Source organism: Streptomyces sp. NPDC006643 (assembly GCF_042870175.1).
Classification (GTDB): Bacteria; Actinomycetota; Actinomycetes; order Streptomycetales; family Streptomycetaceae; genus Streptomyces.
The window spans coordinates 62,965-89,734 of sequence record NZ_JBIAHA010000003.1 but is presented as its reverse complement, the minus strand read 5'-3'; the positions used below and the strand labels follow the sequence as shown (position 1 = coordinate 89,734).

Here is a 26,770-nt window from a genome sequence, read left to right as displayed (position 1 = left end):
CCTGCGGTTTCACGCGATGGTGTGGTAGCCGGTCCAGCCGGAGCCGATCTTCACGCCTGTGGCGAAGATCTCGGAAGTGGCCTTGCCGGTGCCCTTGAGGAGGTACAGGCTGCCGGCCGCGTTGCGGACGACGACGTCGGGCTTGGCGTCGCCGGTCACATCACCCGGGGTGGCGATGGTGGTGTACGCGGACCAGTTGGTGCGGACCACGACGGGCGTCTCGAACGGGGCGGCGGCGTCGCCGGTGCCCTTGGCCAGCAGGAGGTCACCGGTGCTGCCCCGGCGGACCAGCAGGTCGGGCTTGCCGTCGTTGGTGAAGTCACCGTGACCGCGGACCTGGTTGTGGAGCTGGTAGCCGGTGCCGACCGCGGTGGAGGCGTCGAACTTGCCGTTGCCCTGGCCCGGGTAGAGCCGCAGCTGTCCGGTGGAGGCGACCGCGAGCAGGTCGGGCTTGCCGTCGCCGGTCACGTCACCGGGGGTGACGATGGCGCGGAACGTGCTCCAGGCGCTGAAGATCTTGGTCTTCGCGTAGGTGGAGCTGGTGGCCGAGCGGTGCAGCCAGTACACGTCGCCGGAGTTGCCGCGGGCGACGAGGTCCTCGTAACCGTCCCTGTTCAGGTCGGTCTGGACGACCAGGTTGTACGCGCTGAAGGTGCCGGTGAACGCCTTGCGGGACGCGAACGTCGAGCCGGTGGAGTTGAAGGTGTAGGCCTTGCCGTCCGAGCTGGTACGGGCCCACAGGTCGGCCTTGGTGTCACGGCTGAAGTTGGTGTCCTCGATGCGCGGCTGGAGGGCCGGCATGTAGGTCGACACCTTGGTGTACACGTCGTACGTGCCACCGAAGTTGCACAGCTCGGACTGGGTGGCGACACCCCAGGAGGTGACGCCGATGATCCGGCCGTTGACCATCATCGGGCTGCCGGAGTCACCGGGGCAGGTCGCCTTGCCCGTGGAGTTGTCGCCCGTGCCGCCGTTGCCGGCGCAGATCATGTGCCCGGCCTTGAACGCGCCCGGGACACCGAGCGAGGTGTCGAGGTTCTCGCTGCACTCGGCGTCCGAGCGCAGCGGCTGGGTGACGCGCTGAAGGGTGTCCGACAGCGTGTCGAAGTCCGGGTCCGAGCCGGTCATGCCCCAGCCGTAGGTGGTGGCGGTGGTGCCCGGCGCGTAGCGGGTGGTCTCGCGGTACGGCGCGGGCTGCGCCGGGGTGCCCGTGAGGGGCTTGGCGAGCGTCAGCAGCGCGACGTCGTTGTCGATCGTGTCGGCGTTGTACGAGCCGGCGTAGTACGAGCGGCTGATGGAGACCGCGGTGCCCTCGTCGTTCGGACCGCCGGCGAGCTTGGCCGTGTTGGCCAGGATCATGCCGCGGCCGGCCATGTCGAGCGCCTTGCCGTTCTCGTCGGTGACGCAGTGCGCCGCGGTGAGAACCTTGTTGGGCGCGACGAGCGTGCCACCACAGGTGAAGTAGAAGTAGCCGTCGTTGTCCCACTCGAAGAGCAGCTGCACCATCCAGGGGGCGCTGCTGATCGAGGTGTTCGTACCGCCGATGATTCGCGGCGAGACGTCCTTGGAACTGACGACCTTGGAGTCCTTGGGCGGCAGGAACCTCTGGGCTCCGCCGTCGTCGTCGGCCTGGGCCGTGCCCACCAGTCCGCCGGCGAGAACGGCAACCGCCGCCGTACCTACGGCAATCAGTCTTCGCAGTTTCGAAACAGGTCTGCCATGAGGCGACACACGCACGCAAATCTCCCGCTGATCAAGGGAATTGGTTTGGCGCCGTGTGGGGGGATGGAACGGCTGATCGATTATTACATGCAGAAATCCGCCCCGTCACCGGAGTAACGGGGCGGATCCATACGGAAGTTGAGCAAACGGACGTCAGTCGTTGCCGTTTCCGGGGGACGGAGTCGTCTTCTGGATCTGAAGCAGGAACTCCGCGTTCGACTTCGTCTTCTTCATTTTGTCCAGCAGCAACTCAATGGCCTGCTGCTGGTCGAGCGCGTGCAGCACCCGGCGCAGCTTCCAGACGACGGCCAGCTCGTCACTGCCGAGCAGGATCTCTTCCTTACGGGTGGAGGACGCGTCCACGTCGACCGCCGGGAAGATGCGCTTGTCCGAGAGCTTGCGGTCGAGCTTGAGCTCCATATTGCCGGTGCCCTTGAACTCCTCGAAGATCACCTCGTCCATGCGCGAGCCGGTCTCGACGAGCGCGGTGGCCAGGATGGTCAGCGAACCGCCGTCCTCGATGTTGCGCGCCGCGCCGAAGAAGCGCTTCGGCGGGTAGAGCGCGGTCGAGTCGACACCACCGGACAGGATGCGTCCGGAGGCCGGGGCGGCGAGGTTGTACGCGCGGCCCAGGCGGGTGATGGAGTCCAGCAGGACGACCACGTCGTGACCCAGCTCCACGAGGCGCTTGGCGCGCTCGATGGCCAGCTCGGCGACGGTGGTGTGGTCCTCGGCGGGGCGGTCGAAGGTCGAGGAGATGACCTCGCCCTTCACCGACCGCTGCATGTCGGTGACCTCTTCCGGACGCTCGTCGACGAGGACGACCATCAGGTGGCACTCGGGACTGTTGACCGTGATCGCGTTGGCGATGGCCTGGAGGATCATGGTCTTGCCGGTCTTCGGCGGGGCCACGATCAGACCGCGCTGGCCCTTGCCGATCGGTGCGACGAGGTCGATGATCCGGGTCGTCAGCACACCCGGGTCGGTCTCCAGCCGGAGCCGGTCCTGCGGGTAGAGCGGGGTGAGCTTCTGGAACTCCGGCCGCCCGCGGCCCGATTCGGCCGCCATGCCGTTCGCCGAGTCCAGGCGCACGAGCGCGTTGAACTTCTCGCGGCGCTCGCCGTCCTTGGGCTGGCGCACCGCGCCGGTGACGTGGTCACCCTTGCGCAGGCCGTTCTTACGGACCTGGGCGAGCGACACGTACACGTCGTTCGGGCCCGGCAGATAGCCGGAGGTCCGGATGAACGCGTAGTTGTCGAGGATGTCGAGGATGCCCGCGACGGGGATCAGCACGTCGTCGTCGGCGACCTGCGGCTCGCCGCCGCCACCGAACTCCTCGCGGCCACGACGGCCCCGGCGGTCGCGGTACCGGCCGCGCCTGCCGCGCCGGCCGCCCGCCTCGTCGTCGAAGTCGTCCTGCGGGCCGTTGTTCTGGTTCTGGTTCTGGCCCTGGCGCTGCTGGCGCTGACCGCCGCCGGCCTGCTGGCCACCGCCGCCCTGCTGGTCGTCGCCCTTGCCACGGCGGTCGCGCTGGCGGCTCTGCCGGTCCCCGCGCTCACCGCGCTCGCGGTCGCCGCGCTCGCCCCGCTGGCCGCGCTCCTGGCGGTCGCCGCGGCGTCCGTCGGCGTCGCCCCGGTCGGAGGCGGAGACGGCGGCCTCGGCCTTGGCGTCGGGCCGCTCGTCCACGACGGTGTCGGTACCCGACTCGCGGCTCTCGGTCTTGCCGTCCGGGCTGCCCGCCTGCGCGGTGGCCCTGCGCCGACGACGCTCGCCCGCGGGCTGGTCGTCACTGGCCGGCTGGCCCGGGATGTCGATCGAGGAGTCGGCCTTGTCGGCCTTCTCCGTCTTCTCCGCCTTGGCCGGGGCCTGGTCGGCCGGGGCGTCGGCGGCCGGGGCCGCGTCGCCCGTACGGGCCTTGGAGGTGGCGCGCCGCTTGGGCTTCGCCTCTACGTCGCCGCCGGAGGCGTCGGCGCTCTTCGGCGCGGACGAACCGCCGCCCTGCGCCTCCTTGATGACCTCGATCAGCTGGCTCTTGCGCATCCGCGCGGTGCCCCTGATCCCGAGGCCTGACGCGACCTGCTGCAGCTCGGCCAGGACCATGCCGTCGAGGCCGGTGCCGGAGCGGCGGCGCCGTGAGGTGGTGCCAGTGGCAGCACCTTCGGCGGGCGCGGTGGTGTCGACGCTGTTGTCGGCGCTCACGCCCATCAGATCGGTGGTGTCGCTCACGAAGGGTCCTTCCCTGGAGCGGACGTCGGCCTTCTGGCTCGGCGACCGGTTGTGCTGTCCGACCGCGGGTTGTGATCGTGTCGATCACCGGCCGAAGTCGGGGCGATGGTCCCGCCGGGTACGGCGGAAGACTTGCGTACGTGCAATGGGTCCGGCCCGAGGTCCCCCTGCTCGGCCCACTCCTGGACATAGCGAGGGGTGTCGTGCCGGTTCCGGGGCGTGCTCAAAACTGCTCAGGCAGGCTGCTCAGGCAGTCGGGGAGGCTCCCGGAAGAATGGTGGTCCCGAATGGGGACGCGAAGCACCGAGCCACAAAGACGTCGGGTGCAGACTTGAGGTTAACACTACCGGCTCCAACAAACATTCCCCCTCTCACTCACCGGCAATCCACCGTCACTGAGAACCCAGCGGCAGAACGCTCGCTCCCGTGCCGTCGAGGCCGAGCCTGTTCGCCGCCCAGCCCTCGCCGGCCAGCCGTGCGACCTTGTCGGCCGCACTGTCCTCGGTCAGCGCCAGGACCGTGGGGCCCGCGCCGGAGATGACCGCCGGGACGCCGTCGGCCCGCAGTCGGTTGACGAGTTCCACGCTCTGCGGCATCGCCGGGGCGCGGTACTCCTGGTGCAGCCGGTCCTCGGTGGCGGCCAGCAGCAGCTCGGGACGCCTGGTCAGGGCCTCCACGAGCAGCGCCGCCCGGCCCGCGTTGAAGCTCGCGTCCACATGGGGGACGGCGCGCGGCAGGAGCCCGCGCGCGGTCTCGGTGAGGACGGGCCGGTCGGGCACGAACACCACGGGGACCACGGAATCGGCGGCCTCCATACGGATGGCGCGCGCCGCTCCCCCGTCGGTCCAGGCGAGGGTGAATCCGCCGAGCAGACAGGCCGCCACATTGTCGGGATGGCCCTCGATCTCGGTGGCCAGCTCCAGCAGCGCCGTGTCGTCGAGCCTGGCGTCACCGCCTATCGTCACGGCGCGCGCGGCGACGATCCCGGCGCAGATGGCGGCGGACGAGGAGCCCAGGCCGCGGCCGTGCGGGATCCTGTTGGCGCAGACGACCTCCAGGCCGCGCGGCTGGCCGCCGAGCAGGTCGAACGCGGTGCGCAGGGACCGTACGAGGAGGTGGTTCTCGTCGCGGGGCAGTGTCCCGGCGCCCTCGCCGGCGATGTCGACGTGCAGCCCGGAGTCGGCGACGCGCACCACGACGTCGTCGTAGAGCCCCAACGACAGGCCGAGGGCGTCGAATCCCGGCCCGAGGTTGGCGCTGGTGGCGGGGACGCGCACCCGTACGGCGGCGGCGCGGAAAGCTGGACCGGCCATCGCTTAGACGACTCTCCTTGTGTGACTGCGAGGAAGGCTGAACGGAGACGAGGCGAACAGGGCGGGACGGACGGAGACGAGGCTGCGAGAACTGCGGGGTTTCGGCGAGATACGTCAGACACCCGACGGCCACGAGGGCAACAACACCGCGGCATATGCGGCGGGGCGGGTCGGGCACAGCTTATCGAAGGAAGGTTCTGTGGCGACATAGGGCGCACAGGAGGCGCACGATGCGTGTCGCGTGGCTTCCTGTGCGCCTATGAAGCGTCTTGGTGTGCTTTGTGCGGGTGTGGGGCCGGCCTCCGTGGCCCCGGGGGCGCGCGCTACGCGAGTCCGAGCCGCTCCGCCGCCGTCACCGCGTCCACCGGCACGGTGACCGGCTGCGGGGCTCCCGCGACCGCCCAGTCCGGGTCCTTCAGTCCGTTCCCGGTGACGGTGCAGACGATCCGCTGCCCGGGATCGACCTTGCCCTCCTCGGCGGCCTTGAGCAGGCCGGCGACGGACGCCGCCGACGCGGGCTCGACGAAAACACCCTCCTGCGCGGCCAACAGCCGGTAGGCGCGCAGGATCTGTCGGTCCGTCACCTCGTCGATGAAGCCGCCCGACTCGTCGCGGGCGGCGAGCGCCTGCTGCCAGGACGCCGGATTGCCGATCCGGATCGCCGTGGCCACGGTGTGCGGGTCCTTGACGACCTCACCGCGGACGATCGGCGCCGAACCGGACGCCTGGAAGCCCCACATGCGCGGCTTGCGGGCCGCCGGACCGTCGGCCTCGTACTCCGTGTAGCCCTTCCAGTACGCCGTGATGTTGCCGGCGTTGCCGACGGGCAGCACATGGATGTCGGGGGCGTCGCCGAGCGCGTCGACGATCTCGAAGGCCGCGGTCTTCTGTCCCTCGATACGGGACGGATTGACCGAATTGACCAGCGCCACCGGGTAGTTGTCGGACAGTCCGCGCGCCAGCGTCAGACAGTCGTCGAAGTTCCCGTCGACCTGGAGGATCTTCGCGCCGTGCACCAGCGCCTGGCCCATCTTGCCCAGCGCGATCTTGCCCTGCGGCACCAGGACGGCGCAGACCATGCCGGCCCGTACCGCGTACGCGGCGGCCGACGCCGAGGTGTTGCCGGTGGAGGCGCAGATGACGGCCTGCGCGCCCGCCTCCTTGGCGTGCGTGATGGCCATCGTCATGCCGCGGTCCTTGAACGACCCGGTCGGGTTGGCGCCCTCGACCTTGAGGTGCACCTCGCAGCCCGTGAGTTCGGAGAGGACCTGGGCGGGGACGAGCGGTGTACCGCCCTCGCGGAGCGTCACCACCGCCGTCGTGTCGGTGACCGGCAGCCGGTCCCGGTACTCCTCGATGATGCCGCGCCACTGGTGGGTGCCAATGCTCGTCATGGGTCCCTTACTCCCCTTCAACACGCATGATGCTGGCGACACCGCGCACGGTGTCGAGCTTGCGCAGCGCTTCGACGGTCCCCGAGAGGGCGGCGTCGGGCGCGCGGTGGGTGACGACGACGAGAGATGCCTCGCCGCCGAGTCCTTCACTGTCCAGCCGGCCCTGCTGGCGCACGGTGTCGATCGACACGTCGTGCTCGGCGAAGACCGTGGCGACCTGGGCCAGTACGCCCGGCTTGTCGGCCACGTCGAGGCTGATGTGGTAGCGCGTGACGACCTCGGCCATCGAGCTGACGGGCAGCCGTGTGTACGCGGACTCGCCGGGCCCCGTCGACCCGCCGAGCCGGTTGCGGCACACCGCGACGAGGTCGCCGAGCACGGCGGACGCGGTGGGCGCGCCGCCCGCGCCGGGGCCGTAGAACATCAGCTGACCGGCCGCCTCGGCCTCCACGAAGACCGCGTTGTACGCCTCGCGCACGGAGGCGAGCGGGTGGCTCAGCGGGATCATCGCCGGGTGCACGCGGGCGGTGACCGACTTGCCGTCGGCGGCGCGCTCGCAGATGGCCAGGAGCTTGACGGTGCAGCCCATGCGCCGCGCGGAGGCGATGTCGGCGGAGGTGACCTCGGTCAGTCCCTCGCGGTGGACGTCGTCGAGGCGTACGCGGGTGTGGAAGGCGATCCCGGCGAGGATCGCGGCCTTGGCGGCGGCGTCGAAGCCCTCGACGTCGGCGGTCGGGTCGGCCTCCGCGTAACCGAGCGCCGTCGCCTCGTCCAGCGCCTCCGAGTAGCCGGCGCCGGAGGAGTCCATCCGGTCGAGGATGAAGTTCGTGGTGCCGTTGACGATGCCGAGCACCCGGTTGACCTTGTCGCCCGCGAGGGATTCGCGCAGCGGGCGCAGCAGCGGGATGGCGCCGGCGACGGCGGCCTCGTAGTAGAGGTCCTTGCCGTGTTTCTCGGCCGCCGCGAAGAGCGTCGCGCCGTCCTCGGCGAGCAGCGCCTTGTTGGCCGAGACGACGGACGCGCCGTGCTCGAAGGCGGTGGTGATCAGTGTGCGGGCGGGCTCGATGCCGCCGATGACCTCGACCACGACGTCGATGTCGCCGCGTTTGACCAGCGCGGTCGCGTCCGTGGTGATCAGCGCGGGATCGATGCCCTCGCGCACCTTGGACGGGCGGCGGACGGCGACCCCGGCGAGTTCCAGGGGGGCGCCGATCCGCGCGGCCAGGTCGTCGGCGTGCGTCGTCATGATGCGCGCCACCTCTGAGCCGACAACCCCACAGCCCAGCAGCGCCACCTTCAGCGGACGCGTACGCATCATGCGACCTCGATTCCTTCACTCAGCAATGTGGACCAGTCTCACGCACCGGACGGAAGTTTCACCCCTCCGTCCGTCATGCGAGACGTCTATCTCAGTTTTTCCGGGTGCCTGGCGGGTGCCCACCCGGTGCCTGCCGGGCGCCTAACCGACGTCGAGCCGCAGGAGATCCTCCTCCGTCTCACGCCGGACGATCACCCGTGCCCCGCCGTCCTTGACGGCGACGACGGGCGGGCGCAGCGCGTGGTTGTAGTTGCTCGCCATCGAGCGGCAGTACGCGCCGGTGGCGGGCACCGCGATCAGGTCGCCCGGCGCCAGGTCGGCGGGCAGGAACGCGTCGCGTACGACGATGTCGCCGCTCTCGCAGTGCTTGCCGACGACGCGGGACAGCATCGGCTCGGCGTCGGAGCGGCGGGAGACGAGCGCGACGCTGTACTCGGCGTCGTACAGCGCGGTGCGGATGTTGTCCGACATGCCGCCGTCGACGCTCACATACGTCCGGAGCCCCGGCAGCGGCTTGACGGTGCCGACCTCGTACAGCGTGAAGGCGGTCGGGCCGACGATCGCGCGGCCGGGCTCGACGGAGATCCGGGGGGTGCGCAGTCCGGCGGACTCGCACTCGCGGGTGACGATCGCGGTCAGGGACTTGGCGATCTCGTGCGGCTCGCGCGGGTCGTCCTCGGGGGTGTACGCGATACCGAGGCCGCCGCCGAGGTCGATCTCCGGGAGTTCGACGCCGTGTTCGTCGCGGACCTCGGCCAGCAGCTCGACGACGCGGCGCGCGGAGACCTCGAAGCCCGCCATGTCGAAGATCTGCGAGCCGATGTGCGAGTGGATTCCGATGAGTTCGATGCCGTCGAGCCGCAGCGCCCGGCGGACGGCCTCGGCGGCCTGGCCGTCGGCCAGCGCGATGCCGAACTTCTGGTCCTCGTGGGCGGTGGCGATGAACTCGTGGGTGTGTGCCTCGACGCCGACGGTGACGCGGATCTGCACGGGCTGGACGCGGCCGAGGCTCTGCGCGATGTGCGCGACGCGCACCATCTCCTGGAACGAGTCGAGGACGATGCGTCCGACGCCCGCGGAGACGGCGCGCTCGATCTCCGCCACGGACTTGTTGTTGCCGTGCAGCGCGATGCGCTCGGGCGGCATGCCGGCGTCGAGCGCGGTGGCCAGCTCGCCGCCGGAGCAGACGTCGAGGTTGAGCCCCTCCTCCTTGAGCCAGTGGACGACGGCGCGCGACAGGAAGGCCTTGCCCGCGTAGAAGACGTCGGCGTCCTTGCCGAAGGCGTCGGTCCAGGCGCGGCAGCGAGCCCGGAAGTCGGCCTCGTCGAGGAAGTACGCGGGGGTGCCGAACTCCTCGGCGAGGCGGGTGACCGGCAGACCGGCGACGGTGGCGACACCGTCCTCGTCGCGGCGGACCGTACGCGACCAGATCTTGTCGTCCAGCACGTTGAGGTCGGCGGGCGGCGGGGAGTAGTGGCCCTCGGTGTGCACGTCGGCGTAGCGGGGCCCGGCGGGGTGGGCGGAACGGCTCATGGTCTTGTGGCTCTCTCAGAGATGTTCGGGCGCGTCGATGCCGAGGAGGGTCAGGCCACCGGCCAGCACCGTCCCGGCGGCTTCGGCGAGTGCGAGCCGGGAACGGTGGGCGGCCGAGGGTTTCTCGTCGCCGGCGGGCAGCGGGCGGCACGTCTCCTGGAAGTGCAGGAACGCCTCCGCTGTGCGTTCGAGATGGCGGGCGACCCGGTCGGGGGCGCGATGGCGGGCGGCGGCGGCGAGTACGCCGGGGTGGTCGCCGATGCTGTCGATGAGCGGGCGCGCGCCGGCTTCGTCCGGGTGACCGCCGCTCGCCGGCACGCCGAGGGCGGCGCCGTTGCGGACGAGGGCGCGGGTACGGGCGTGGGCGTAGCGCACCGTGAACAGGGCGTTGCTCTCGTGCTGGACGAGGAGGTCGTCGCCCGTGCGGGGCAGGTCGTGGGCGGCGGGCCGCAGCAGGCCCCAGCGGGCGGCGTCGGGCCCGAGGCGGGCGAAGAGGTCCGCCGCGAGGGGGGTGGGCACCGGGCGTACGGTGACCCGCTCCGCGCCGTCGCCGTCGCCGTCGCCGTTGCCGTTGCCGTTGCCGTCCGTGCGGGCGTCGGCTCCCTGCGCGCGCAGCAGCCGTACGACGGTCTCGGCCCAGACGGCGGCGCGCGGCTCGTCGGCGGGGGCGAGGACCACGGTGGTGCCGGCGAGGGTGTCCCCGTGCCCGTACCGGATCCCGGCGTCGAGGACGGCGCGGACGAGGTCGGCGCGGCTGCCGGGGGTGAGGGTGAAGTTCAGGAAACCCGGCCCGGTGACGTCGACGCGGCTCAGGTCCGGGGCGGCCCGCAGGATCTCGGTGCGCAGGATCTCCGCGACGTCGCGGGGGCTGCGGCGGGCGGGGCCCGCGAGCCGGAGCGCCACGGAGGTCGCGTAGTCGCCGCTGCCGCCGGGGCCGGGGCGCGCCACCTGGACGCTGTCCGGTACGGGCCCGGCCAGCACGCCCCCGTCGACCGCGCGGCGCACGGCGCGCAGCACGGTTCGGGAGAGGTCGGCGGGGGTCACGGCACCAGCGTATGGGAGGAGGGGGGCGTCTTCGCGAACCGGTTTCGCGATATGGGCGGCTCCCCGGGGCCGGTGGGTCCCGTGGGTCCGGCGGGGCTCGCGTCGCCCGCTCAGCCTCGTGCGCTTCCGGGCGTGCTTCCCGCACGCCCGGCCCCATGCCTGCCGTCCACGGACGGCGGGCCCTCCCGGCGCATCAGCTGGCGTACGACCCTGACCAACTCGGACGGCTCGAAGGGCTTGGCGAGGAAGGCGTCCACCCCGGCGACCATTCCGGTCTCCACCTCGTGCCGCGTACAGGCGCTGATGATCGCCACGGGCAGGTGCGAGGTCGCCGGATCGGCCCGCAGCCGAGCGGCGGTGCGGATGCCGTCGAGGCGCGGCATGACGACGTCGAGGGTGATCACATCGGGCTCGACCTGGTGAACGACGTCCAGACACTCGGCACCATCGGCCGCGGTCACGACCTCGAAGCCCTCCAGCTCCAGGTTGACCCTGATCAACTGCCGGATGACCCTGTTGTCGTCGACAACGAGCACCCGGCCTGACGCGCCTGACACAGCTTGAGAGTAGGTCGGCCTCCCGGGCCGCGTCCGGGTTTTCCCCACTTCTCCCCCCGCGCGAGGGACCACCGGGGACGGGCCGGCCGCGCGGCGCTCGCCAAATACCTGTTCACGACGACCCTGTCGGGGCTGGTAAGGTTTCACCCGTCGCCAAGATATTCACGGCGATACGCCCCCGTAGCTCAGGGGATAGAGCATCGGCCTCCGGAGCCGGGTGCGCAGGTTCGAATCCTGCCGGGGGCACTTCCGGAACAAGGCTCTGACCAGCAGAAATGCCGGTCAGGGCCTTCTTTGCGTCACCGTGCGCCGATTCCCAACGCGCGTGGCGCGCCACGGACTTCGGCCGCCGGTTCCGCTTGGGTCCGTCACGACGACCGGGTCAGTTCGAACACCCGGCACACGTCGGGATCACCGAGCTGGTCGAACAGCACGACGCGGCCGTCCCTCTCGCCGACCTGAAGCCGCTCGACCGGCAGCCCGGCGCGCTCCGGTGGTTCCCCGTCGAACTGAAGCCCGACGCCATCGCCCCCGCCCGAACCACCCTCGATCCGCCAGGTGCCGTCACCGTCGAAGGCGGCGGGCTTCGTCTCCAGAATCTCCGGATCGCCGGTCACCGGCCAGTCGGTCGCCGTGAAACCAACTGTGTTGTCTCCGTTGTCGCGCAGCGCGAGGCGGGCGCCGTGGGGACCCGAGTAAGTCCCGTACAGATCCTTCCTGAAGACATCCCCGACCGGACGGGGACCGCACCGCCCGCCCCCCTCCGAACAACCGCCGACCGACGACACCACCACACCCAGCACCACGCCGACGGCCAGCAGCCCACACCGGCCTCCCGGCGGCCGGGCGGCACCGCTCATCGGCTTGTCCCGGGGATGCGCTCGGTCAGGGACGGCGTTGGCTCGTCGTCGTTGTCGGCTTCCGGTTCCGTACTCATCCCGCGGTTCCCCCTCATCCATGCGGACGAGTCCCGCTCGAACGGGCCCCTGACGGAGGCCAACCAACGCGGGAAGCCGCCCGCGACCGCCATGCGCGGTGGGCGTTTATGACCGAAATGCCGTCCGTGGCAGGCCTGTTCAACTCCGGGGGCGCACTCGTCCCTAACGACATTCTGACTGCCTCGGCCCCAGTCAAGTCGACACGCCGAAGCATCCCGCCGGGGCGTTCCGGTGCCCGGCTGAAGGGAGGTGCCTGAGGCAACTAAGGGCAGGTCAGATATGGTGAGGATGAAACGATTTGGTGATTCCGCTTACGGTTCCGCGTGGGGCTTGTGTCGTTGGAAATGGCCGAGTTGGATCGTTCGTGGCTGGTTGGACACCTGCATTTTTCGAGGATGTACGCATCCGTAGTGAGGTGCTACGGCATAGGATCAAGCCGCGCCACGGGGGCCTCGCCAGTCCCTTCCGTAACGTTGCACACGATCTACTCGCGATCCCCACCGACACCCCCCAACCCGTTAATAGGTATCTGCGTGTCACCGATACTCAGCACCGGTTCCGGCGATGGAGCCGCGCAGTGAAAATCAATCGTCGCCTCGTCCTGCTGGTCACCGTGCCGCTCGTAGTGGCCGTCACCTTCGCGGTACTGGCCCTCGCCCCCGCGACCCAACAGGCGCTCCAGGCCAACCGGCTCACGGCCATGGTCGATGTCGCCTCGTCCGTCAGCGAGTTGACCCACCATCTCCAGCGTGAGCGGGCGGCAGCGACCGCGCTCGTCTCCACCCAGGGAGATCCCGAAGCGTTCCGCGAAACATCCAGTGCGACAGACAAGAGTGTCGCCGAATTCCGGTCCCAGCTCGGTCGGTTGTCGTCCGTGCCGGGCAACGCGCAGCGCGCGCTCGACCGGATCGACCGCTTCATCGACGAGATGCCCTCGCTGCGCGCCCAGGTGCGCTCCGGAGGAAGCACCGTCACGGCGCTGACGTTCGGCTACCGGATCGTGATCGCCGACCTGATCGACTACCGCGACGGTATCGCCCAGGCCGACGGTGTCGACGCCGACGTCGCTGACCGGATCCGCGCCGCCGCCGCGCTCTCGCGGGCCTCCGAGCACATGGGCCAGCAGCAGGTCGCGGTGATGAAGGCTCAGGCCACGGGCGGTTTCACCGAGGCTTCCAAGCGGACCTTCGACGCCACCAGGCTCGGCTACACCGAAGCGACCGGCTCCCTCTTCGACCTCGGACCGCAGCAGTGGCGGACCTGGCTGGAGCGCACCCTCTCCGGCCCGAAGGCCCTGGAGGCGCGCCGGCTTGAGGACACGGTCAGCCGTACGGCGCCGGACGAGGAACTCACCGTCGAGCCGGAGGAATGGCAGAAGGCGACGGCCGACCGGCTGACCCTGCTCCGCTCGGTCGAGAGCCGGATCGACGCGTCGGTGCTCAAGACCGTCACCGACACGCGCACCACGCTCGCGTGGGTGGCCGGCGCCGAGGTGGCGCTGGTGCTGCTCACCCTGGTCGGCGCGGTCGTCGTCGCCATCCGGCTCGGCCGCGTGATGATCCGCCGGCTGCGGGATCTGCGCAACGCCGCCCACGAGGTGGCCCACACGGGTCTGCCGCGGGTGATGACGGAGCTGTCCCAGCCCGGCGCGCTCAGCGGCGCCACCCCCGAGCAGGTCGCCGAGCGGTCGGGCAACCCGGTCAAGACCACCGGCCTCGACGAGATCGGCGAGGTCGGTGAGGCGTTCAACGCCGTCCACCACGAGGCCGTACGACTCGCGGCGCAACAGGCGCACATCCACGAGCAGTTCGCCGAGACGCTGGTCGGTGTCGCCCGCAGGGGCGCCCAGTTGACCACCGTCATGGTGTCCGAGCTGGACACGGTGCAGCGCGACGAGGCCGACCCCGAGCGTATGAAGACGCTGTTCGCGCTCGACCACCTCGCGATCCGCATGGAGCGCAACACCAACAACCTGCTGGTGCTGGGTGGTTACGGGCACGGCCGGGTCCGGTCGGCGGACATCTCCTGCTCGACGGTGATCGTGGCCGCCGCGCAGCAGATCGAGCGTTTCGACCGGGTCTCCCTCGGAGTCATCGAGTCGGGCATCGGCATAGCCGCGCGCGTCGTCCATGACGTCGCGCACATCCTGGCCGAACTCCTCGACAACGCGACGCGCTTCTCGCCCCCGGACAAGCAGGTCGGGGTCGCGGTCTGGCGGCTGTGGGACCGGGCCGTCGTCCAGATAGTCGACGAGGGCGTGGGTATCACCGCCGAGCGCCGCGCCAACCTCAACAAGGGCCTGCTGGAGCCGAAGTCCGGTATCGGCGACGTGCGTTCCATGGGTCTGCACGTGGTCGCGCGGCTCGCCGCCCGGCACGGCATCGTGGTCGAGCTGCGGGACTCCTCGGGTCCGGGCACCATCGCCGAGGTCACCCTCCCGGCGAACGTACTGGCCGCGGCCCCGCAGGAGACCACACCGCCCGCGCAGGGCTCGCTCGGTGAGCGTCCCGGCGTACGGTACGAGACACCGCGCCCGATCACCGGGCCCGGTCAGCTCGGCCGCCGTACGACCGCCGGGGCGGGCGCCCCGGCCGGCCGGGGCGGCATCGGCAGCAACGGCGACGCCGCCGAGGCCGGCGACTACAACCCGGGCGGGGCGGGCCCCCAGGGGTCCAACGGATCGGCGGGGGCGGGCGGTTCGACCGGTTCCAACGGGTCCGGCGGCGCGCAGGAATCGCCGAGCCCCCGGAGCGACGACCGCGCCGGCGCCACCGCGCCTTCCCAGCACCCCGTCCACGCCGAGCCTGTCTCCCGTATCGCCGGGGTCAGTTCCTCGGGACTTCCGCTGCGGCAGCGCAACACGCCCAAGCAGTGGCCCACCTTGGGCAAACGCGACGGCGCCGACCAGCGATCCGGCGCCGCCCCCAAACCGTCGCCCCGCCGCCGGGACTCGCGTCAGGTCTCTGACGTCCTCGCGGCCTACGCACAGGGGATCAACAGGAGCACGAGCCACCGCGGGCGCTCCGCCACCGACGACGACACCCAACGGAGCAAGAAATGACGTCACCCAACGACCTCAGCTGGATCCTGAGCGGCTTCGCCGGACGTATTCCAGAGGTCACCCAGGCCATAGCCGTGTCCGTGGACGGCCTCGCGCTGGCCTACACGGGGGTGGAGCGGGACGACGCCGACCGGCTGGCCGCCATCGCGTCGGGTGTCGTCAACCTGCTCTCCGCAGCGGCCCAGTTGACCAACACCGACCCCGTCGAGCACAGCCTGACCGCCATGGAGGGCGGCTACATGTTCTCGATGGCGGTCTCCAGCGGCGCCTCGCTGCTGGTGACGACCACCAGGGACGCGGACATCGGTGAGGTCAGCTACATGATGTCCGAGCTGATCAACCAGGTCGGCGACTCCTTGACTCCCCAGGTCCGCGACGCGAACGCGCAGCCCTCGCGCTGACGTCCGGGTCGTACCACGCCCCACCGTTCGGTTCGTTTGCCGTTCGTGCACGTGCAGTTCCCGCTCGTCCGTTCCGTCCGTTTTTCACTTCCTCCCGATGAGAGCCCTCATGTTCTTCGACATATCCCTCCCGCGAGGCCGCCGCAGAGTCCGGCCGGTCGGCGCAGCCGCCGTCGCACTCGGCCTGGCAGCCGTCACCGGGTGCAGCAGCGACAGCGGCGCCGGCGACGACACCGTGAAGGTCGGCCTGGTGGCTTCGCTGTCAGGCACGTACGAGCCGGTCGGCACGGAGCTGCGGAAGGGCTTCGAGCTGTATCTGGCGACCCACGACAACAAGCTGGGCGGCCGTGAGGTCGAGCTGGTCGTCGCGGACGAGGGCGACGGTCCGCCCACCGCGGTCCCCGCGGCCACCAAGCTCATCAAGAAGGACAAGGTCGACGCGCTGACCGGTCTCGTCGGCGGTGGTTCGGTCAACGCGGTGCTGCCGCTGATCAACCAGGCCAAGATCCCGCTGCTCGGCTCGAACGCCCGCCCGCCGGTCAAGGACATGAAGTACGTCTGGACGACGAGCTTCCTCTCCGACGAGCCGGGCAAGGCCATCGCCCCGTACATCAAGGAGAAGGTGGACGGCCCGGTCTACGCGATCGGCCCGGACTACCAGGGTGGCTACGACGAACTGCGCGGTTTCACCGACGAGTTCAAGAAGGTCGGCGGCGAGCTCGCCAACCCGGACGGCAAGACCAAGTGGACGCCGTTCCCGAAGACCACGAACTTCATGCCGTACTTCGCCGACATCGCCAAGACTGACGCCAAGGCGGTGTACTGCTTCTACGCGGGCAAGGCCGCGATCGACTTCGCCAAGCAGTACGCGCAGTCCGACGTCGCCGACATCCCGCTGTACACGGCCTTCGTGACCGAGGGCAGTGTGCTCCAGGCGCAGGGCGACGCGGCCAAGGACGTCTACTCGGTCCTGAACTACGCGGCCGACCTCGACAACGAGGCCAACCGCAAGTTCGCCGCCGACTGGACCGCCAAGCACGACACCCAGCCGACGACCTACGCGATGGCCTCGTACGACGCCGCCGCCGTGCTGGACCAGGCGATCGCGGACGCCGCCGAGAAGGGCGAGGTCACGCCCGAGACGATCAACACCGCCATCGGCGGACTCGGCCAGATCGACAGCCCGCGCGGCTCCTGGGAGTTCGGCGACAAGGCGCACTCGCCGGTGCAGCAGTGGTACCTGCGCCAGGTGCGCAAGGACGGTGACCAGCTGGCCAACGTCATGGTCCAGGACCTGGCGACACTCGGCAGCTGAGCATGAATCTCCTTGATGCCCACCTCGTGCCGGCGGTCGACGGCGTGGCCTACGGGCTGCTGCTGTTCGTCGTCGCCGCCGGCCTGAGTCTCGCCTTCGGCACCGCGGGCGTGCTGAACCTCTCGCACGGCACGCTGTACGCGATCGGTGCCTACACCGGCGCCGAGTTGAGTGACGGGACCTGGGGCGGACTCGCCGTCGGGCTCGCGGCCGGCACCGCCGCGGCAGCCGCCGCCGGGGCCGGTCTGTCCGCGGCCACGATCCCCCTGGCCCGTCGTGGGCATCTCGCGCAGGCACTGCTCACGTTCGGACTGGCCCTGATCGGTGGCAATCTGCTCATCGAGTTCTTCGGGGCCGACGAACTACCGGTACGCGTCCCCGAGGCGCTCGACTCCTCGGTGACGCTGCTGGGCCACCGGTACCCCGCGTACCGGCTCTGCTTCATCCTGATGGCCGTGCTGCTCGCGGCGTTCGGTACGTGGGTGCTCACCCGCACCCGGGTGGGGGCGGCCGTACGCGCCTCCGCCGACGACCCGCAGATGCTGGCCACCACCGGGCACAGCCCGCGCGCCGTGCACACCGGGGTCCTGGCCGCCGCGGGAGCGCTGGCCGGGGCCGCCGGGGTGCTGGGCGCGCCCATCATCGGGCCGGGGGCCGGCACGGCCGACACGGTCCTGATGCTGTCGCTCGTGGTGGTCGTGCTCGGCGGGCTGCGGTCGCTGTGGATGACGTTCTTCGCGGCGATCGCCGTCGGTGAGGTGCAGACGCTCGGTGTCTCGCTGGCACCGGACTGGGCGCCGTACCTGCTGTTCGCGGCCATGGCCGCCGTACTGATCCTGCGGTCCCAGTTCACCGAGCCGGCGACGGCCGGGCACGGGGGCGAGGACGCGGGCTCGGACCCGGTGACCTGGCTACGGCGGCGGCTGTCCGCGTCGTTCGGCGCGCGCGGGCGGGGCGCGGCTCCGGCCGCCGCCGTCACGGATTCCGCCGCCGTCACGGACTCCGCGACCGTCAAGGACTCCACCGCCGTCAAGGGCTCCGCGGCCGTCAAGGCGCCGCCCGTCCGGCCCGCCGGGCGCGGCGGGCCGTTGGCGCGGCTGCTGCGCGGCGGACCCGACGAGAGCACGCTCGCCTCGCGGGGCCGCCGGGCCGCGCCGCTGCTCATCCTGCTGGGCGTACTCATCGCCCTGCCGACGCTGCTCGACGCGTACAGCATCTCGCTGGCGGGCTCCGCGCTCGCCCTCGGGCTGCTCGCCGTCAGCGTCACCATCCTGACCGGCTACGCCGGGCTGCCCACCCTGGGCCAGACCGCGCCGTTCGCCGTCGGCGCGTACGCCACCGCGAATCTCGCCGACGCGGGCTGGACGGTCGGCCCGGTGCAGATCGTCGTCGCGGCGATCGCCGCCGCGCTGTTCTCCGTCGTGACGGGGCCGGCGGTGATCCGGGCCCGGGGCACCACGGTCCTGATGATCACGCTCGCCATCGGTGAGCTGGCCAGCGCCGCCATCAACCAGATGAAGTCCGTCACCGGCGGCGCCGACGGTCTCGTCGGCTTCCCGCCCACGCAGGCGCTGTGGGGCGGGGAGGGGATGATCGACGAGAGCCAGGTCTACAACTACGCGCTCGCCGTCGCGGTCGTCGCCGTCGTCGTCACGCTGGCCGTGCTGCGCTCCCCCGCCGGAAAGCTGCTGACCGGCAGCCGTAACGCCGAGGCGCGGATGCGGGCGTCCGGCCACCCGGTGGGGCGCTATCTCTTCATGGCGCACATCGGCGCCGGTGCGCTGGCCGGGATCGGCGGTTCGCTGATGGTCACGGTCCAGCAGTACCTCTCCCCCGCCGACGTCGGCTTCGAGATCGCGGCGTTCGCGCTGCTGGCGGCCGTGATCGGCGGCAGCACGTCGGTGATCGGCGGTCTGCTCGGTGCCGGTCTCATCGTCTTCACCCGTGACTGGGTGGCCAGTTCGTGGCCGGGTCACGGGCCGCTGCTGCTCGGCGCGCTGTTCGTCGCCGCCGTCTATCTGCTGCCGCGCGGGCTGGCCGGGCTGCGCGGCGGGCCCGGTACGCGGGGCCCCGCCAAGGGCGCCGGACTCCCGCCCGACCACGCACGCGTTCCGGCCGGGAAGGTCGCCCCATGACAGCCGTACCGGATGTGCCGGACGTACTGGATCTGAAGAACCTCACCCGGCGCTACGGGAGCCTCACCGCCGTCGACGATGTCAGTCTCCGGCTCCCCGCCGGGGCGCGGCACGCCGTCATCGGGCCCAACGGCGCGGGCAAGACCACCCTGTTGAACCTGATCGCCGGTACCGACCGCCCCGACCACGGCACCATCGCCCTGGGCGGCGCCGACATCACCCGTACGGCCACCGCCAGACGCAGCCGCCTCGGGATCGCCCGCAGCTTCCAGCAGCCGTCCGTCATCGGCGAGTTGTCGGTCCTGGACAACATCGTGCTGGCGGGCTGGCTGCACCATCCGCTGCGCCGGGGCGCGTGGCGGCGGCCGTCCCGCTACCGGCAGCACGCGGAGTCCGCCGCCCGCCATCTGGAGGCCGTCGGCCTCGCCGACTCCGCCCGCAGGCCGGCCGCCGACCTGTCGCACGGTCAGCGGCGCATGCTCGACCTCGCGGCGGCCCTCGCGGGCGACCCGAGGCTGCTGCTGCTGGACGAGCCCGCGGCCGGTCTGACGGACGGCGACATCGGCCGGCTGCTCTCGATCCTGGGCGGTCTCCCGGACAGCGTCGCCATCATCCTGGTGGAGCACCATGTCGAGGTCGTCGCCGAACTCGCGGAAACGGTGACCGTGTTGGCGGCGGGCCGGGTCCTGATCACCGGGCCCACGGCGGAGGCGCTCGCCCATCCGGAGGTCCGCGACGCGTACCACGCCACGAGTGCCACCGGTGGCGGCGGGAGCGGCGCCGTACCCGGCACGACCGTACGTGACACCGCGGAAGCGAGAGGGTGACCGACCACCGATGCTGGAACTCACCGGCCTGACGGCGGGCTATCACGGCGGCACCGTCCTGCACGACCTCGACCTGACCGTCCCCGCCGGCTCCGTCCACGCGATCGTGGGCCACAACGGGGCGGGCAAGACCACGCTCGTCCACACCGTGGCGGGCTTCATCCGCCCCTCCGCCGGATCGGTGCGGCTGAACGGCCGCGACATCACCGGGCAGCCCGCGCACACGGTGGCGCGCGCCGGTATCGGGCTCGTACCGCAGGGCCGCCGGGTCTTCGCCGGACTCACCGTCGCGGAGCATCTGCGGCTCTCCCACCGGCCCCCGGGCCGTGGCGACGCGACCCGCCCCAGCGAGTGGACCCCGGCGCGGGTCCTGGAGCTGCTGCCCCGGCTGGGCGAGCGCCGGGGCAACCGGGGCACCGATCTGTCCGGCGGCGAGCAGCAGATGCTCGCCCTGGCGCGCGCGCTGCTCGGCTCGCCGAGTGTGCTGCTGCTGGACGAGCCCACGGAGGGGCTGGCGCCCGGACTGGCCAAGCAGATCTACGCGTTGGTCGGCACGCTGGCGGAGGAGGGCATCGGTGTGCTGCTGGTGTCGCCGAGTCCCGCGCAGGCGGCCGAGTGCGCCCGTACGGTCACGGTTCTCACGTCGGGGCGGGTGACGCTCCAGGTGGACGGGGCGGACGCCCGCAAGGATCCCAGTGCCCTGCACGAGGCGCTGGAGCTGGCGCCGGTGCGGTCCGCCGCGCGCTGAGTCCGGTGCACGGCGGGGCGCCGCGCTGAACCGTTTCGCCGGGCCGGCCGCGGAGGCGGTCGGCCCGGCGCGCTGTCACAGCGCCTACCGTCACGGCACTTACGGGCGCTTCATGCTGTGTCCGCCGAAGCCGCTGTTGCGGTCGGAGCCGCTGTTCTGGTCCTGCCACCACCCGTCGAACTCCGCCTTGTCCATGGCGCTCCAGTCCGGCGTGTTCTCCACCTGCGCGGCGCCCATCCTGCGGGCGAGCGCGACCATGGCCGCGCCGACGGGGCCACGGCTCATGTCGTACGCCTCCAGGATCTCCTTCCAGCTGCCCCCGGCCACCGCGGCGGCCTCCAGGGCGCTGGCGTCCTGGAGGGCCTTCACGCTGCCGCCGCCGATGTGCGGCCGGGCGACGCTGGCGGCGTCGCCGACGAGCAGCATCCGGCCCGAGGTGTAGTGCGGCACCTCCAGGTCGTAGATGGGCTGGATGAACGTGGTCTCGGGCGGCGTACGCAGCACCTTGGCCGCCCAGAAGGGCGGGAAGTTGTCGGCGACCAGGGCCCGGAGGTGGTCGGTGAGCGCCGAGTTGAGCCTGCCGGGCGGCAGCGAGGTCGGGGTCCGCAGGTCCGGGTGCAGGTCCTCGGACTCGGGCGGGGCGGTGTAGAGGACCCAGTTGAGCCGGTGGCCGCCGAAGCCGTCCGGGATGCGGTAGATCATGCAGTGGCCGCCGGGGAAGGCGACGTTGTGCGCTTCCTTGCCGTCCTGGGGGAGGTCGGCGACGTCGGCGGAGGTGCCGCGCCAGCCGATGTAGCCGGCGTACGTGGCGTCGAGGCCGGGGAACATGGCGTCGCGTACGACGGAGCGGTAGCCGTCGGCGCCGACGACGGCGTCGAAGCGTTCCCGCTCTCCGCCGGCGAGTTGGACGGTCACGCCGTCGGAGTCGGGCTCCACGGCGGTGACGAGCGCTCCCGAGCGGTAGGTGACCTCTTCGGGCACCCGTCGCCGCAACTCGCTCCACAGGGAGCCCCAGTTGTAGGCGCGGAACGGGAAGTTCTGCGCGGCGATGCCGCGTCCGTACTCGGACTCGCCGTCCCGTACGGTCCACACCCGGTGGGTCAGCGGCGCCCATGGCATCTCGGGGGCCACATATCCGGCGCTCTCCAGTTCGGTGTACCGGTCACCGTGGAGAGCTATCCCGACGCCTCTGTCGCGGAGTTCGGCGTCGGCCCGTTCGAAGACGGTGACCTTCTCGGCTCCGCCGCGGGACACGGCCAGGGCTGTGGCACATCCCGCGATGCTGCCGCCGATGACGGCGACGCTGCCTCCACGCATACCGGACTCTCCACTCGGTCGAAGTTGTTGGTGCTGCTGGTGGTGACCCTGGTGTGGAATCCTATTCGAGTGACGTACGCCCCTACGATTGCCGGTGGGGCAGGAGTTGGCGGTGGTGGGCACATGCCGGGACAGCGGAAGCGCAGAAGGGGCGTCGAACGGCGCTCGTCGGCCGCCGAGTTGGGGCCGGGCCGCTGGACGGTCCTCTACGAGACCGCCGACGAGGCGCGGTGGCGCGCCGAGGTCCGCCGCCGTATCGCCGCGCATGAGGTGAAGGACCCCTCGATGTTCCGGCTGGACACGCTGTGCGGCCGGACGGTGCTGCCGACGACGTACCGGCTGAGTGTCTTCGTCCCCGACGCCGCGGCGGGGCGAGTTCCGGGGAGAACAGACCGGCCGAGCCCCTGACGGAGTGTCAGAAGCCCGGCCGGCGCGGTGACTACGCGGCCCGCTTCTCCCTCAGCTGGGCGTCCGCCCAGTCCGCGTGGTCCGAGTCGATGCCGTCGCCGCCGTCCGTGACGCGCAGCGTCAGTTGGCGTACGCCGCTCACGTCGACGTCGAAGGCGTACGGCGCGTCCGCCGGTCCCAGGACGCCGCTGCGGGCCAGTACCTGGCCGTCGCCGAGGACCTCGAAGACCACCGTGCCCTTGTCCGGCTTCTCCTCGTCGATCCCGGCCTGGGCCGTGAAGCGGTCGTAGGCGCCGTTCAGGTCGACCGTCACCTCGGACCGGGCGTGGACACCGAGTCCCTTGTCGTACGTCGTGTCGCCGAGCCGCAGCGGACCGCCGTCCGCCGGGGCGTTCTCGCCGTTGGAGAGGTCGCGTTCGACGGGGCCCCAGCCGTTCGTCTCGGCGGTGAACGGCAACGAGCTGACGTATACGACGCCTTCGCGCGCGACGAAGACACGGACGGTGCGTTCGACCGTCAGCGGCGGCGCGCCCCGGCGGGCGTCCGGGTCGCGGTAGGTCACCGTGACCGGGATCTCCGTCGTCCCGTACGCCGGGTCGGCGGGGACCGTGACGCGCCAGGACGCGTCGAGTGCGGCGCCGTCGGCCAGTTCGTCCGCCGTCGCGCCCGCGCCGTCGACCGCCCAGCCCTCGGGGGTACGGGCGCGCAGCGTCACGTCCTCGGCGGGGCCCGCCTCGTCCAGCACGAAGCTCGCCTCGACGTCGACCGTCGTCCCCGGCCGGGCGTCGGCCTTCGCGGGGGTGACGGACAGGGTGCCGGCCGGCACCGTGTCCACCGGCCGGTCGCAGCTGCCCCGGCCCGGCACGGCGCGGCAGATCTGTGCGACGAAGCCGCCGTTCGCCAACACCGGCACCGTGATCGCATCTTGACGGTCCGTCACACGGCTCTCCCTGACCAGACCGGACGCGCCGTCCCGCACCGTGTCGACCCGCCACGACCCGGCTCCCAGGAACGTCAGCGGCACCCGCTCCGTACCCCCGTCGCCCGCCCGTACGGAGCCGACGAACCACCGGTCGCCGGTCCTGCGCGCGAAGGTCGCCCCGTCACCGGGCGCACCGGCGACGAGCCGGCTCTCGTCCCAGACGGTCGGCACCTGCTCCAGGAAGCGGGCCACCTCGGGGCGGGAGCGGTACGCCTCGACGCTGCCCGCGTAGTTCTGGAAGCCGGACTCGTACACGACGGACAGCGCCAGTTCGGCGGCCTCGGTGTTGTCGCGCCGCCCGAACTGGAAACCCATGGGTGTGAAGTCCATGGAGCCCACCACGTTGCGGGTGTAGGGCAGTGTCGCCATGTCGTCGGCCCGGACATCTCCCTGCTCGGCGCCGTGCACGCCCTCCATCGTCATGACATGCGGCCAGGTGCGCTGAATGCCGTGCGGGAGCGTCGAACCGTGGAAGTTGACCATCAGCTCGCGGTCGGCCGTCGCGCGCAGGATCTCGTCGTACCAGCCCATGCGTTCGCGGGAGTCGGAGTCCATGAAGTCGATCTTCAGCCCGGCGGCGCCCCACTTCTTGACCTTGTCGAGCTGGGCGGTGCGCTCGGCGGCGGTGTCGAGATCGGTCCAGTGCATCCACAACAGGACGCCCACGTCGCGCCGTTCGGCGTACTCCATCAGCTGCGGCATCCAGTCGGTGGTGTTCCAGCCGTCGTCCACCAGGGAGTACTCCCAGCCGTGCGCCGCCGCGTAGTCCACGAACCGCTGCTGGGTCTCCAGGCTGCGCTGCGCCGCCCCGAATCCGGCGAGCCAGGACCACGCGACCGTGCCGGGGCGGATCCAGGAGGTGTCGGCGATCTGCGAGGGCGGGGCGAGGTCGTCCACGAGCGTGGACCCCGTCACCGTCGCCAGGTCGCCGGCGATCACGGTCCGCCAGGGGGTGGCGAGCGGCCCGTCGGCGGGCATGGGCACGGCGGGGTCGGCGAGCGTGACGTCGTAACGGCCGCCGCCCTGGGTGTGCGTGAGCCTGCTCGCGGGGTAGCGGCCGTCGACGTCGGCCTCGGAGAGCAGGACGTGGTCGTCCCCGACCTGGAAGAGCGCGGGGTAGGCGTACTGTCCGTCCGCGGCCCCGGCGGCGGTCGAACCGTCGTACGGCTGCTCGTAGTTGACCGAGTACTTACTCAGCCGGGCGGGCGCGTCGCCCGGCAGCACGAAGCCGGACGCCTCACGCAGCACGGCCCCCGAGCCACCGGGGAGCACGTAGCGGTACGCGACCCCGTCGTCCGCCGCGCGTACGACCAGGTCGACCCGCGCGCCACCGGCGCCCTCCAGCGCGAAGCGCGACTCGGCCATGTCGACGGTACGACGGCGCTCCTTGCCGACGAGGGTGGTGTACCGCTCGGCGACGCGGCGGTCCTGACGGTCCACCAGGCGCAGTCCGCGCGTCAGGTCGGCGTCCTCGGTGACGATGCCGACGGGTGAGGGCTCCACGAGGGTGCGGGCCTCGCCCCGTACGGCGAGGGTAAGCGTGCCGTCGGCGGGGTCGAGCCGTACGTCGGCGGTGGGCCCGCCACGGGACACGGTCCAGTCGGCGGCGCCGGGCCGGGCGCCGGGGCCGTCGCCCTGGGCCACCGCCGGGGTGCCCAGGCAGAGCACCCCCGCGAGCGCGGTCGCACAGGCGGCACGCCACCGGTTCGCTGATCCTGGTCTGCTGTGCGTCATCGTTTGTCCCTCTCACTCGGAGCCGGGCTCAACGGGCAAAGACGGGGCGCGAGTTGGTGCGGACTGGGCTGAGCGTGACGAGCGCCCGCGACCCGGATTGTCCACCGGAATTCCCCGGAACCGCCAGGGTCTGTCGCACAGAATCCAACAGAATCCATAATGCGCGGCCGATTACGATGCGGAGCATGGGGACCGCCACCGGACCGGACGACCGCCTCGCGGCGTTCGGCAATCAGCTGATCGATGTGCACATCTGGCTCCGCGAGGAGCTTGCCCGGCTTCAGGACGACGTCGACGACTACCTCACGGGCGACGGCGGGCGCCCGCGCGAACTACAGGCGCACTGCCTCGCGTTCTGCTCCGCGCTGACCCGGCACCACACGGCGGAGGACGACGGCGTCTTCCCGGCGCTGGCACGGGAATTCCCCGAACTGGGGCCCGTACTCCAACAGCTCGCGCACGACCACCACATGGTGACCGGCATGCTCGGCCGGCTCCAGGACCTGCTGAACGGCGTCGCCCCCGCGCCGGACGCCGCCGAGGCGCGCCGCGTACGGGGCGAACTGGACGGTCTCGTCGCGCTGGTGGAGTCCCACTTCACGTACGAGGAGAAGAAGCTCGTCGACGCGCTCAACGCGCTGCGCGTCCCGCCGCCCGACAACTTCGCCCTGCGGGACGCACCGGGCCGCTAGCCGGCAGCCCGCAACCGGCAGCCGCCGGCTTGTCACGGGCAACCGGCAACCGCTAGGAGGCGCGCTTCTTCGCGGGAGCCTTCTTCGTCGTCGTCTTCTTCGCGGCCGTCTTCTTGGCCGTCGTCTTCTTCGCGGCGCTCTTGCTCGCCGTCGTCTTCTTCGCGGCTGTCGTCTTCCCCGTGGACTTCGAGGCCGTCTTCGAGGTGGTCTTCGCCGTGGACTTCTTCGCGCCCGCCGCCTTCTTGCGGGTCGGCAGATGCGTCACCTCGGCATGCTCGGCGTCGCCCCCACCCGCGCCCGAACCCTCGCCCTCGCCCCGCGACTCCTTCGCCGCCCGCACGCTGCCCTCCAGCGCCGCCATCAGGTCCAGCACCTTTCCCCCACGCCGCTCCCCCGCCTCGGGCGCCGGCAGCGCGGCGCCGCCCGCCTTGGAGGCGATCAGTTCCTCGACGGCCTCGCGGTAGTCGTCGTGCAGCGACTCCAGTTCGACCTCGCCGAGCGTGTCCATCAGGGCGTCGGCCAGGTCGAGTTCGGCGTCGCGGATGCTGACGTCGGTCTCCGGCGCCACCCCCTCCGGCTGCCGGATCTCGTCCGGCCAGAGCAGCCCGTGCAGGGCGATGACGTCACCGAGAACCCGCACCATGCCGAGCCGCTCGCGCCCCCGGAGGGCGAATTTCGCGATCGCGACCTTCTCGCTCCGCTTCAGCGCCTCACGCAGCAGGGTGTACGGCTTCGCGGCGGGTACGCCGTTCGCCGCGATGTAGTACGCCGAGCCCACCTGGAGCGGGTCGATGGACGACTCCGGCACGAACCCCACGATGTCGATCGTCTTCGCCGTCGGCAGCGGGAGCTGGGCCAGGTCGTCGTCCGTGATCGGGATCATCGAGCCGTCCGCGTCCTCGTACGCCTTGCCGATCTCGGCGGAGGTGACCTCCTCCTCGTCCAGCTCGCAGACCTTCCGGTAACGAATCCGGCCGCCGTCGGCCAAATGGATCTGCCGGAAGGAGATCGAGTGGCTCTCGGTGGCGTTCACCAGCTTGATCGGGATGCTGACCAGGCCGAAGGAGATTGCGCCGTTCCATATGGATCGCACGGTTAATCCCTT

20 protein-coding genes and 1 tRNA gene are annotated in these 26,770 nt (G+C 71.3%); 9 read left to right on the top strand and 12 right to left on the bottom strand.

All coding sequences use genetic code 11. The features are described from left to right. Window positions 1-9: 9 nt before the first annotated feature. From ACFYNU_RS05365 to ACFYNU_RS05330, 8 genes are all read right to left on the bottom strand, one after another. The gene (locus tag ACFYNU_RS05365) at window positions 10-1,644 is read right to left on the bottom strand and encodes a trypsin-like serine protease (protein ID WP_356586535.1); all 1,635 of its coding nucleotides are present in this window, start codon (window positions 1,642-1,644) and stop codon (window positions 10-12) included. 231 nt (window positions 1,645-1,875) lie between these two features. Next, on the bottom strand, window positions 1,876-3,948 hold the full coding sequence (rho, locus tag ACFYNU_RS05360) for a transcription termination factor Rho (protein ID WP_356586533.1): 2,073 nt from the start codon (window positions 3,946-3,948) through the stop codon (window positions 1,876-1,878). A gap of 392 nt (window positions 3,949-4,340) precedes the next feature. Further along, the gene (gene thrB, locus ACFYNU_RS05355; protein WP_356586531.1) at window positions 4,341-5,261 is read right to left on the bottom strand and encodes a homoserine kinase; all 921 of its coding nucleotides are present in this window, start codon (window positions 5,259-5,261) and stop codon (window positions 4,341-4,343) included. A 323-nt stretch (window positions 5,262-5,584) separates the two neighbouring features. Then, window positions 5,585-6,655, bottom strand: a complete 1,071-nt coding sequence (gene thrC, locus ACFYNU_RS05350; RefSeq protein WP_356586529.1) for a threonine synthase — start codon at window positions 6,653-6,655, stop codon at window positions 5,585-5,587. 7 nt (window positions 6,656-6,662) lie between these two features. Next, window positions 6,663-7,973: a homoserine dehydrogenase gene (locus ACFYNU_RS05345; RefSeq protein WP_356586526.1), complete on the bottom strand. Its 1,311-nt coding sequence runs from the start codon at window positions 7,971-7,973 to the stop codon at window positions 6,663-6,665. Between the two features lie 141 nt (window positions 7,974-8,114). Next, window positions 8,115-9,506: a diaminopimelate decarboxylase gene (gene lysA, locus ACFYNU_RS05340; RefSeq protein WP_356586524.1), complete on the bottom strand. Its 1,392-nt coding sequence runs from the start codon at window positions 9,504-9,506 to the stop codon at window positions 8,115-8,117. A 15-nt stretch (window positions 9,507-9,521) separates the two neighbouring features. Then, entirely contained in the window at window positions 9,522-10,550 is a 1,029-nt protein-coding gene (gene nrtL / locus ACFYNU_RS05335; RefSeq protein ID WP_356586522.1) for an ArgS-related anticodon-binding protein NrtL, read from the bottom strand. Window positions 10,551-10,660: 110 nt separating this feature from the next. Then, complete coding sequence (locus ACFYNU_RS05330) at window positions 10,661-11,155, bottom strand: response regulator (protein ID WP_356586520.1); 495 nt, start codon at window positions 11,153-11,155, stop codon at window positions 10,661-10,663. A gap of 126 nt (window positions 11,156-11,281) precedes the next feature. On the opposite strand from ACFYNU_RS05330, the gene ACFYNU_RS05325 reads away from it, so the two are divergent. Continuing rightward, a tRNA-Arg gene (locus ACFYNU_RS05325) sits at window positions 11,282-11,353 on the top strand. A 122-nt stretch (window positions 11,354-11,475) separates the two neighbouring features. On the opposite strand, the gene ACFYNU_RS05320 is transcribed toward ACFYNU_RS05325, so the two are convergent. Then, window positions 11,476-11,967: a hypothetical protein gene (locus ACFYNU_RS05320; protein ID WP_356586518.1), complete on the bottom strand. Its 492-nt coding sequence runs from the start codon at window positions 11,965-11,967 to the stop codon at window positions 11,476-11,478. A 655-nt stretch (window positions 11,968-12,622) separates the two neighbouring features. On the opposite strand from ACFYNU_RS05320, the gene ACFYNU_RS05315 reads away from it, so the two are divergent. The 6 genes from ACFYNU_RS05315 to ACFYNU_RS05290 all read left to right on the top strand — a co-directional run bounded on the left by ACFYNU_RS05315 (window position 12,623) and on the right by ACFYNU_RS05290 (window position 20,532). Then, window positions 12,623-15,106 (top strand): nitrate- and nitrite sensing domain-containing protein, encoded by a 2,484-nt coding sequence (locus ACFYNU_RS05315; protein ID WP_356586516.1) that lies wholly within the window; start codon window positions 12,623-12,625, stop codon window positions 15,104-15,106. Further along, window positions 15,103-15,507 carry a roadblock/LC7 domain-containing protein gene (locus ACFYNU_RS05310; RefSeq protein WP_023538660.1) on the top strand — a complete coding sequence of 135 codons (405 nt, stop codon included), beginning with the start codon at window positions 15,103-15,105 and terminating at the stop codon, window positions 15,505-15,507. Before ACFYNU_RS05315 ends, ACFYNU_RS05310 begins: the two co-directional genes overlap by 4 nt. Before the next feature lie 109 nt (window positions 15,508-15,616). Further along, entirely contained in the window at window positions 15,617-16,822 is a 1,206-nt protein-coding gene (locus tag ACFYNU_RS05305) for an ABC transporter substrate-binding protein (protein ID WP_356586513.1), read from the top strand. A 2-nt stretch (window positions 16,823-16,824) separates the two neighbouring features. Continuing rightward, window positions 16,825-18,957 (top strand): ABC transporter permease, encoded by a 2,133-nt coding sequence (locus ACFYNU_RS05300; protein WP_356586511.1) that lies wholly within the window; start codon window positions 16,825-16,827, stop codon window positions 18,955-18,957. Further along, complete coding sequence (locus tag ACFYNU_RS05295) at window positions 18,954-19,784, top strand: ABC transporter ATP-binding protein (protein ID WP_356586509.1); 831 nt, start codon at window positions 18,954-18,956, stop codon at window positions 19,782-19,784. Before ACFYNU_RS05300 ends, ACFYNU_RS05295 begins: the two co-directional genes overlap by 4 nt. A 10-nt stretch (window positions 19,785-19,794) precedes the next feature. Then, window positions 19,795-20,532 carry an ABC transporter ATP-binding protein gene (locus ACFYNU_RS05290; protein ID WP_356586507.1) on the top strand — a complete coding sequence of 246 codons (738 nt, stop codon included), beginning with the start codon at window positions 19,795-19,797 and terminating at the stop codon, window positions 20,530-20,532. 99 nt (window positions 20,533-20,631) lie between these two features. Here the strand turns inward: ACFYNU_RS05290 and ACFYNU_RS05285 are convergent, their stop codons facing one another. Continuing rightward, window positions 20,632-21,849 (bottom strand): FAD-dependent monooxygenase, encoded by a 1,218-nt coding sequence (locus ACFYNU_RS05285; protein ID WP_356586505.1) that lies wholly within the window; start codon window positions 21,847-21,849, stop codon window positions 20,632-20,634. 123 nt (window positions 21,850-21,972) lie between these two features. Here ACFYNU_RS05285 and ACFYNU_RS05280 point away from each other — a divergent pair, with 123 nt between their 5' ends. Then, a complete protein-coding gene (locus ACFYNU_RS05280) occupies window positions 21,973-22,257 on the top strand; it encodes a hypothetical protein (protein ID WP_356586503.1) in 285 nt (94 codons plus the stop codon). Between the two features lie 31 nt (window positions 22,258-22,288). Here ACFYNU_RS05280 and ACFYNU_RS05275 read toward each other — a convergent pair whose 3' ends face one another. Further along, window positions 22,289-24,973, bottom strand: a complete 2,685-nt coding sequence (locus ACFYNU_RS05275) for a glycoside hydrolase family 97 catalytic domain-containing protein (protein ID WP_356586501.1) — start codon at window positions 24,971-24,973, stop codon at window positions 22,289-22,291. A 185-nt stretch (window positions 24,974-25,158) separates the two neighbouring features. On the opposite strand from ACFYNU_RS05275, the gene ACFYNU_RS05270 reads away from it, so the two are divergent. Next, complete coding sequence (locus ACFYNU_RS05270) at window positions 25,159-25,665, top strand: hemerythrin domain-containing protein (protein WP_356586499.1); 507 nt, start codon at window positions 25,159-25,161, stop codon at window positions 25,663-25,665. 52 nt (window positions 25,666-25,717) lie between these two features. Here the strand turns inward: ACFYNU_RS05270 and ACFYNU_RS05265 are convergent, their stop codons facing one another. Then, window positions 25,718-26,758 (bottom strand): Ku protein, encoded by a 1,041-nt coding sequence (locus ACFYNU_RS05265; RefSeq protein ID WP_356586497.1) that lies wholly within the window; start codon window positions 26,756-26,758, stop codon window positions 25,718-25,720. Window positions 26,759-26,770: the final 12 nt, after the last annotated feature.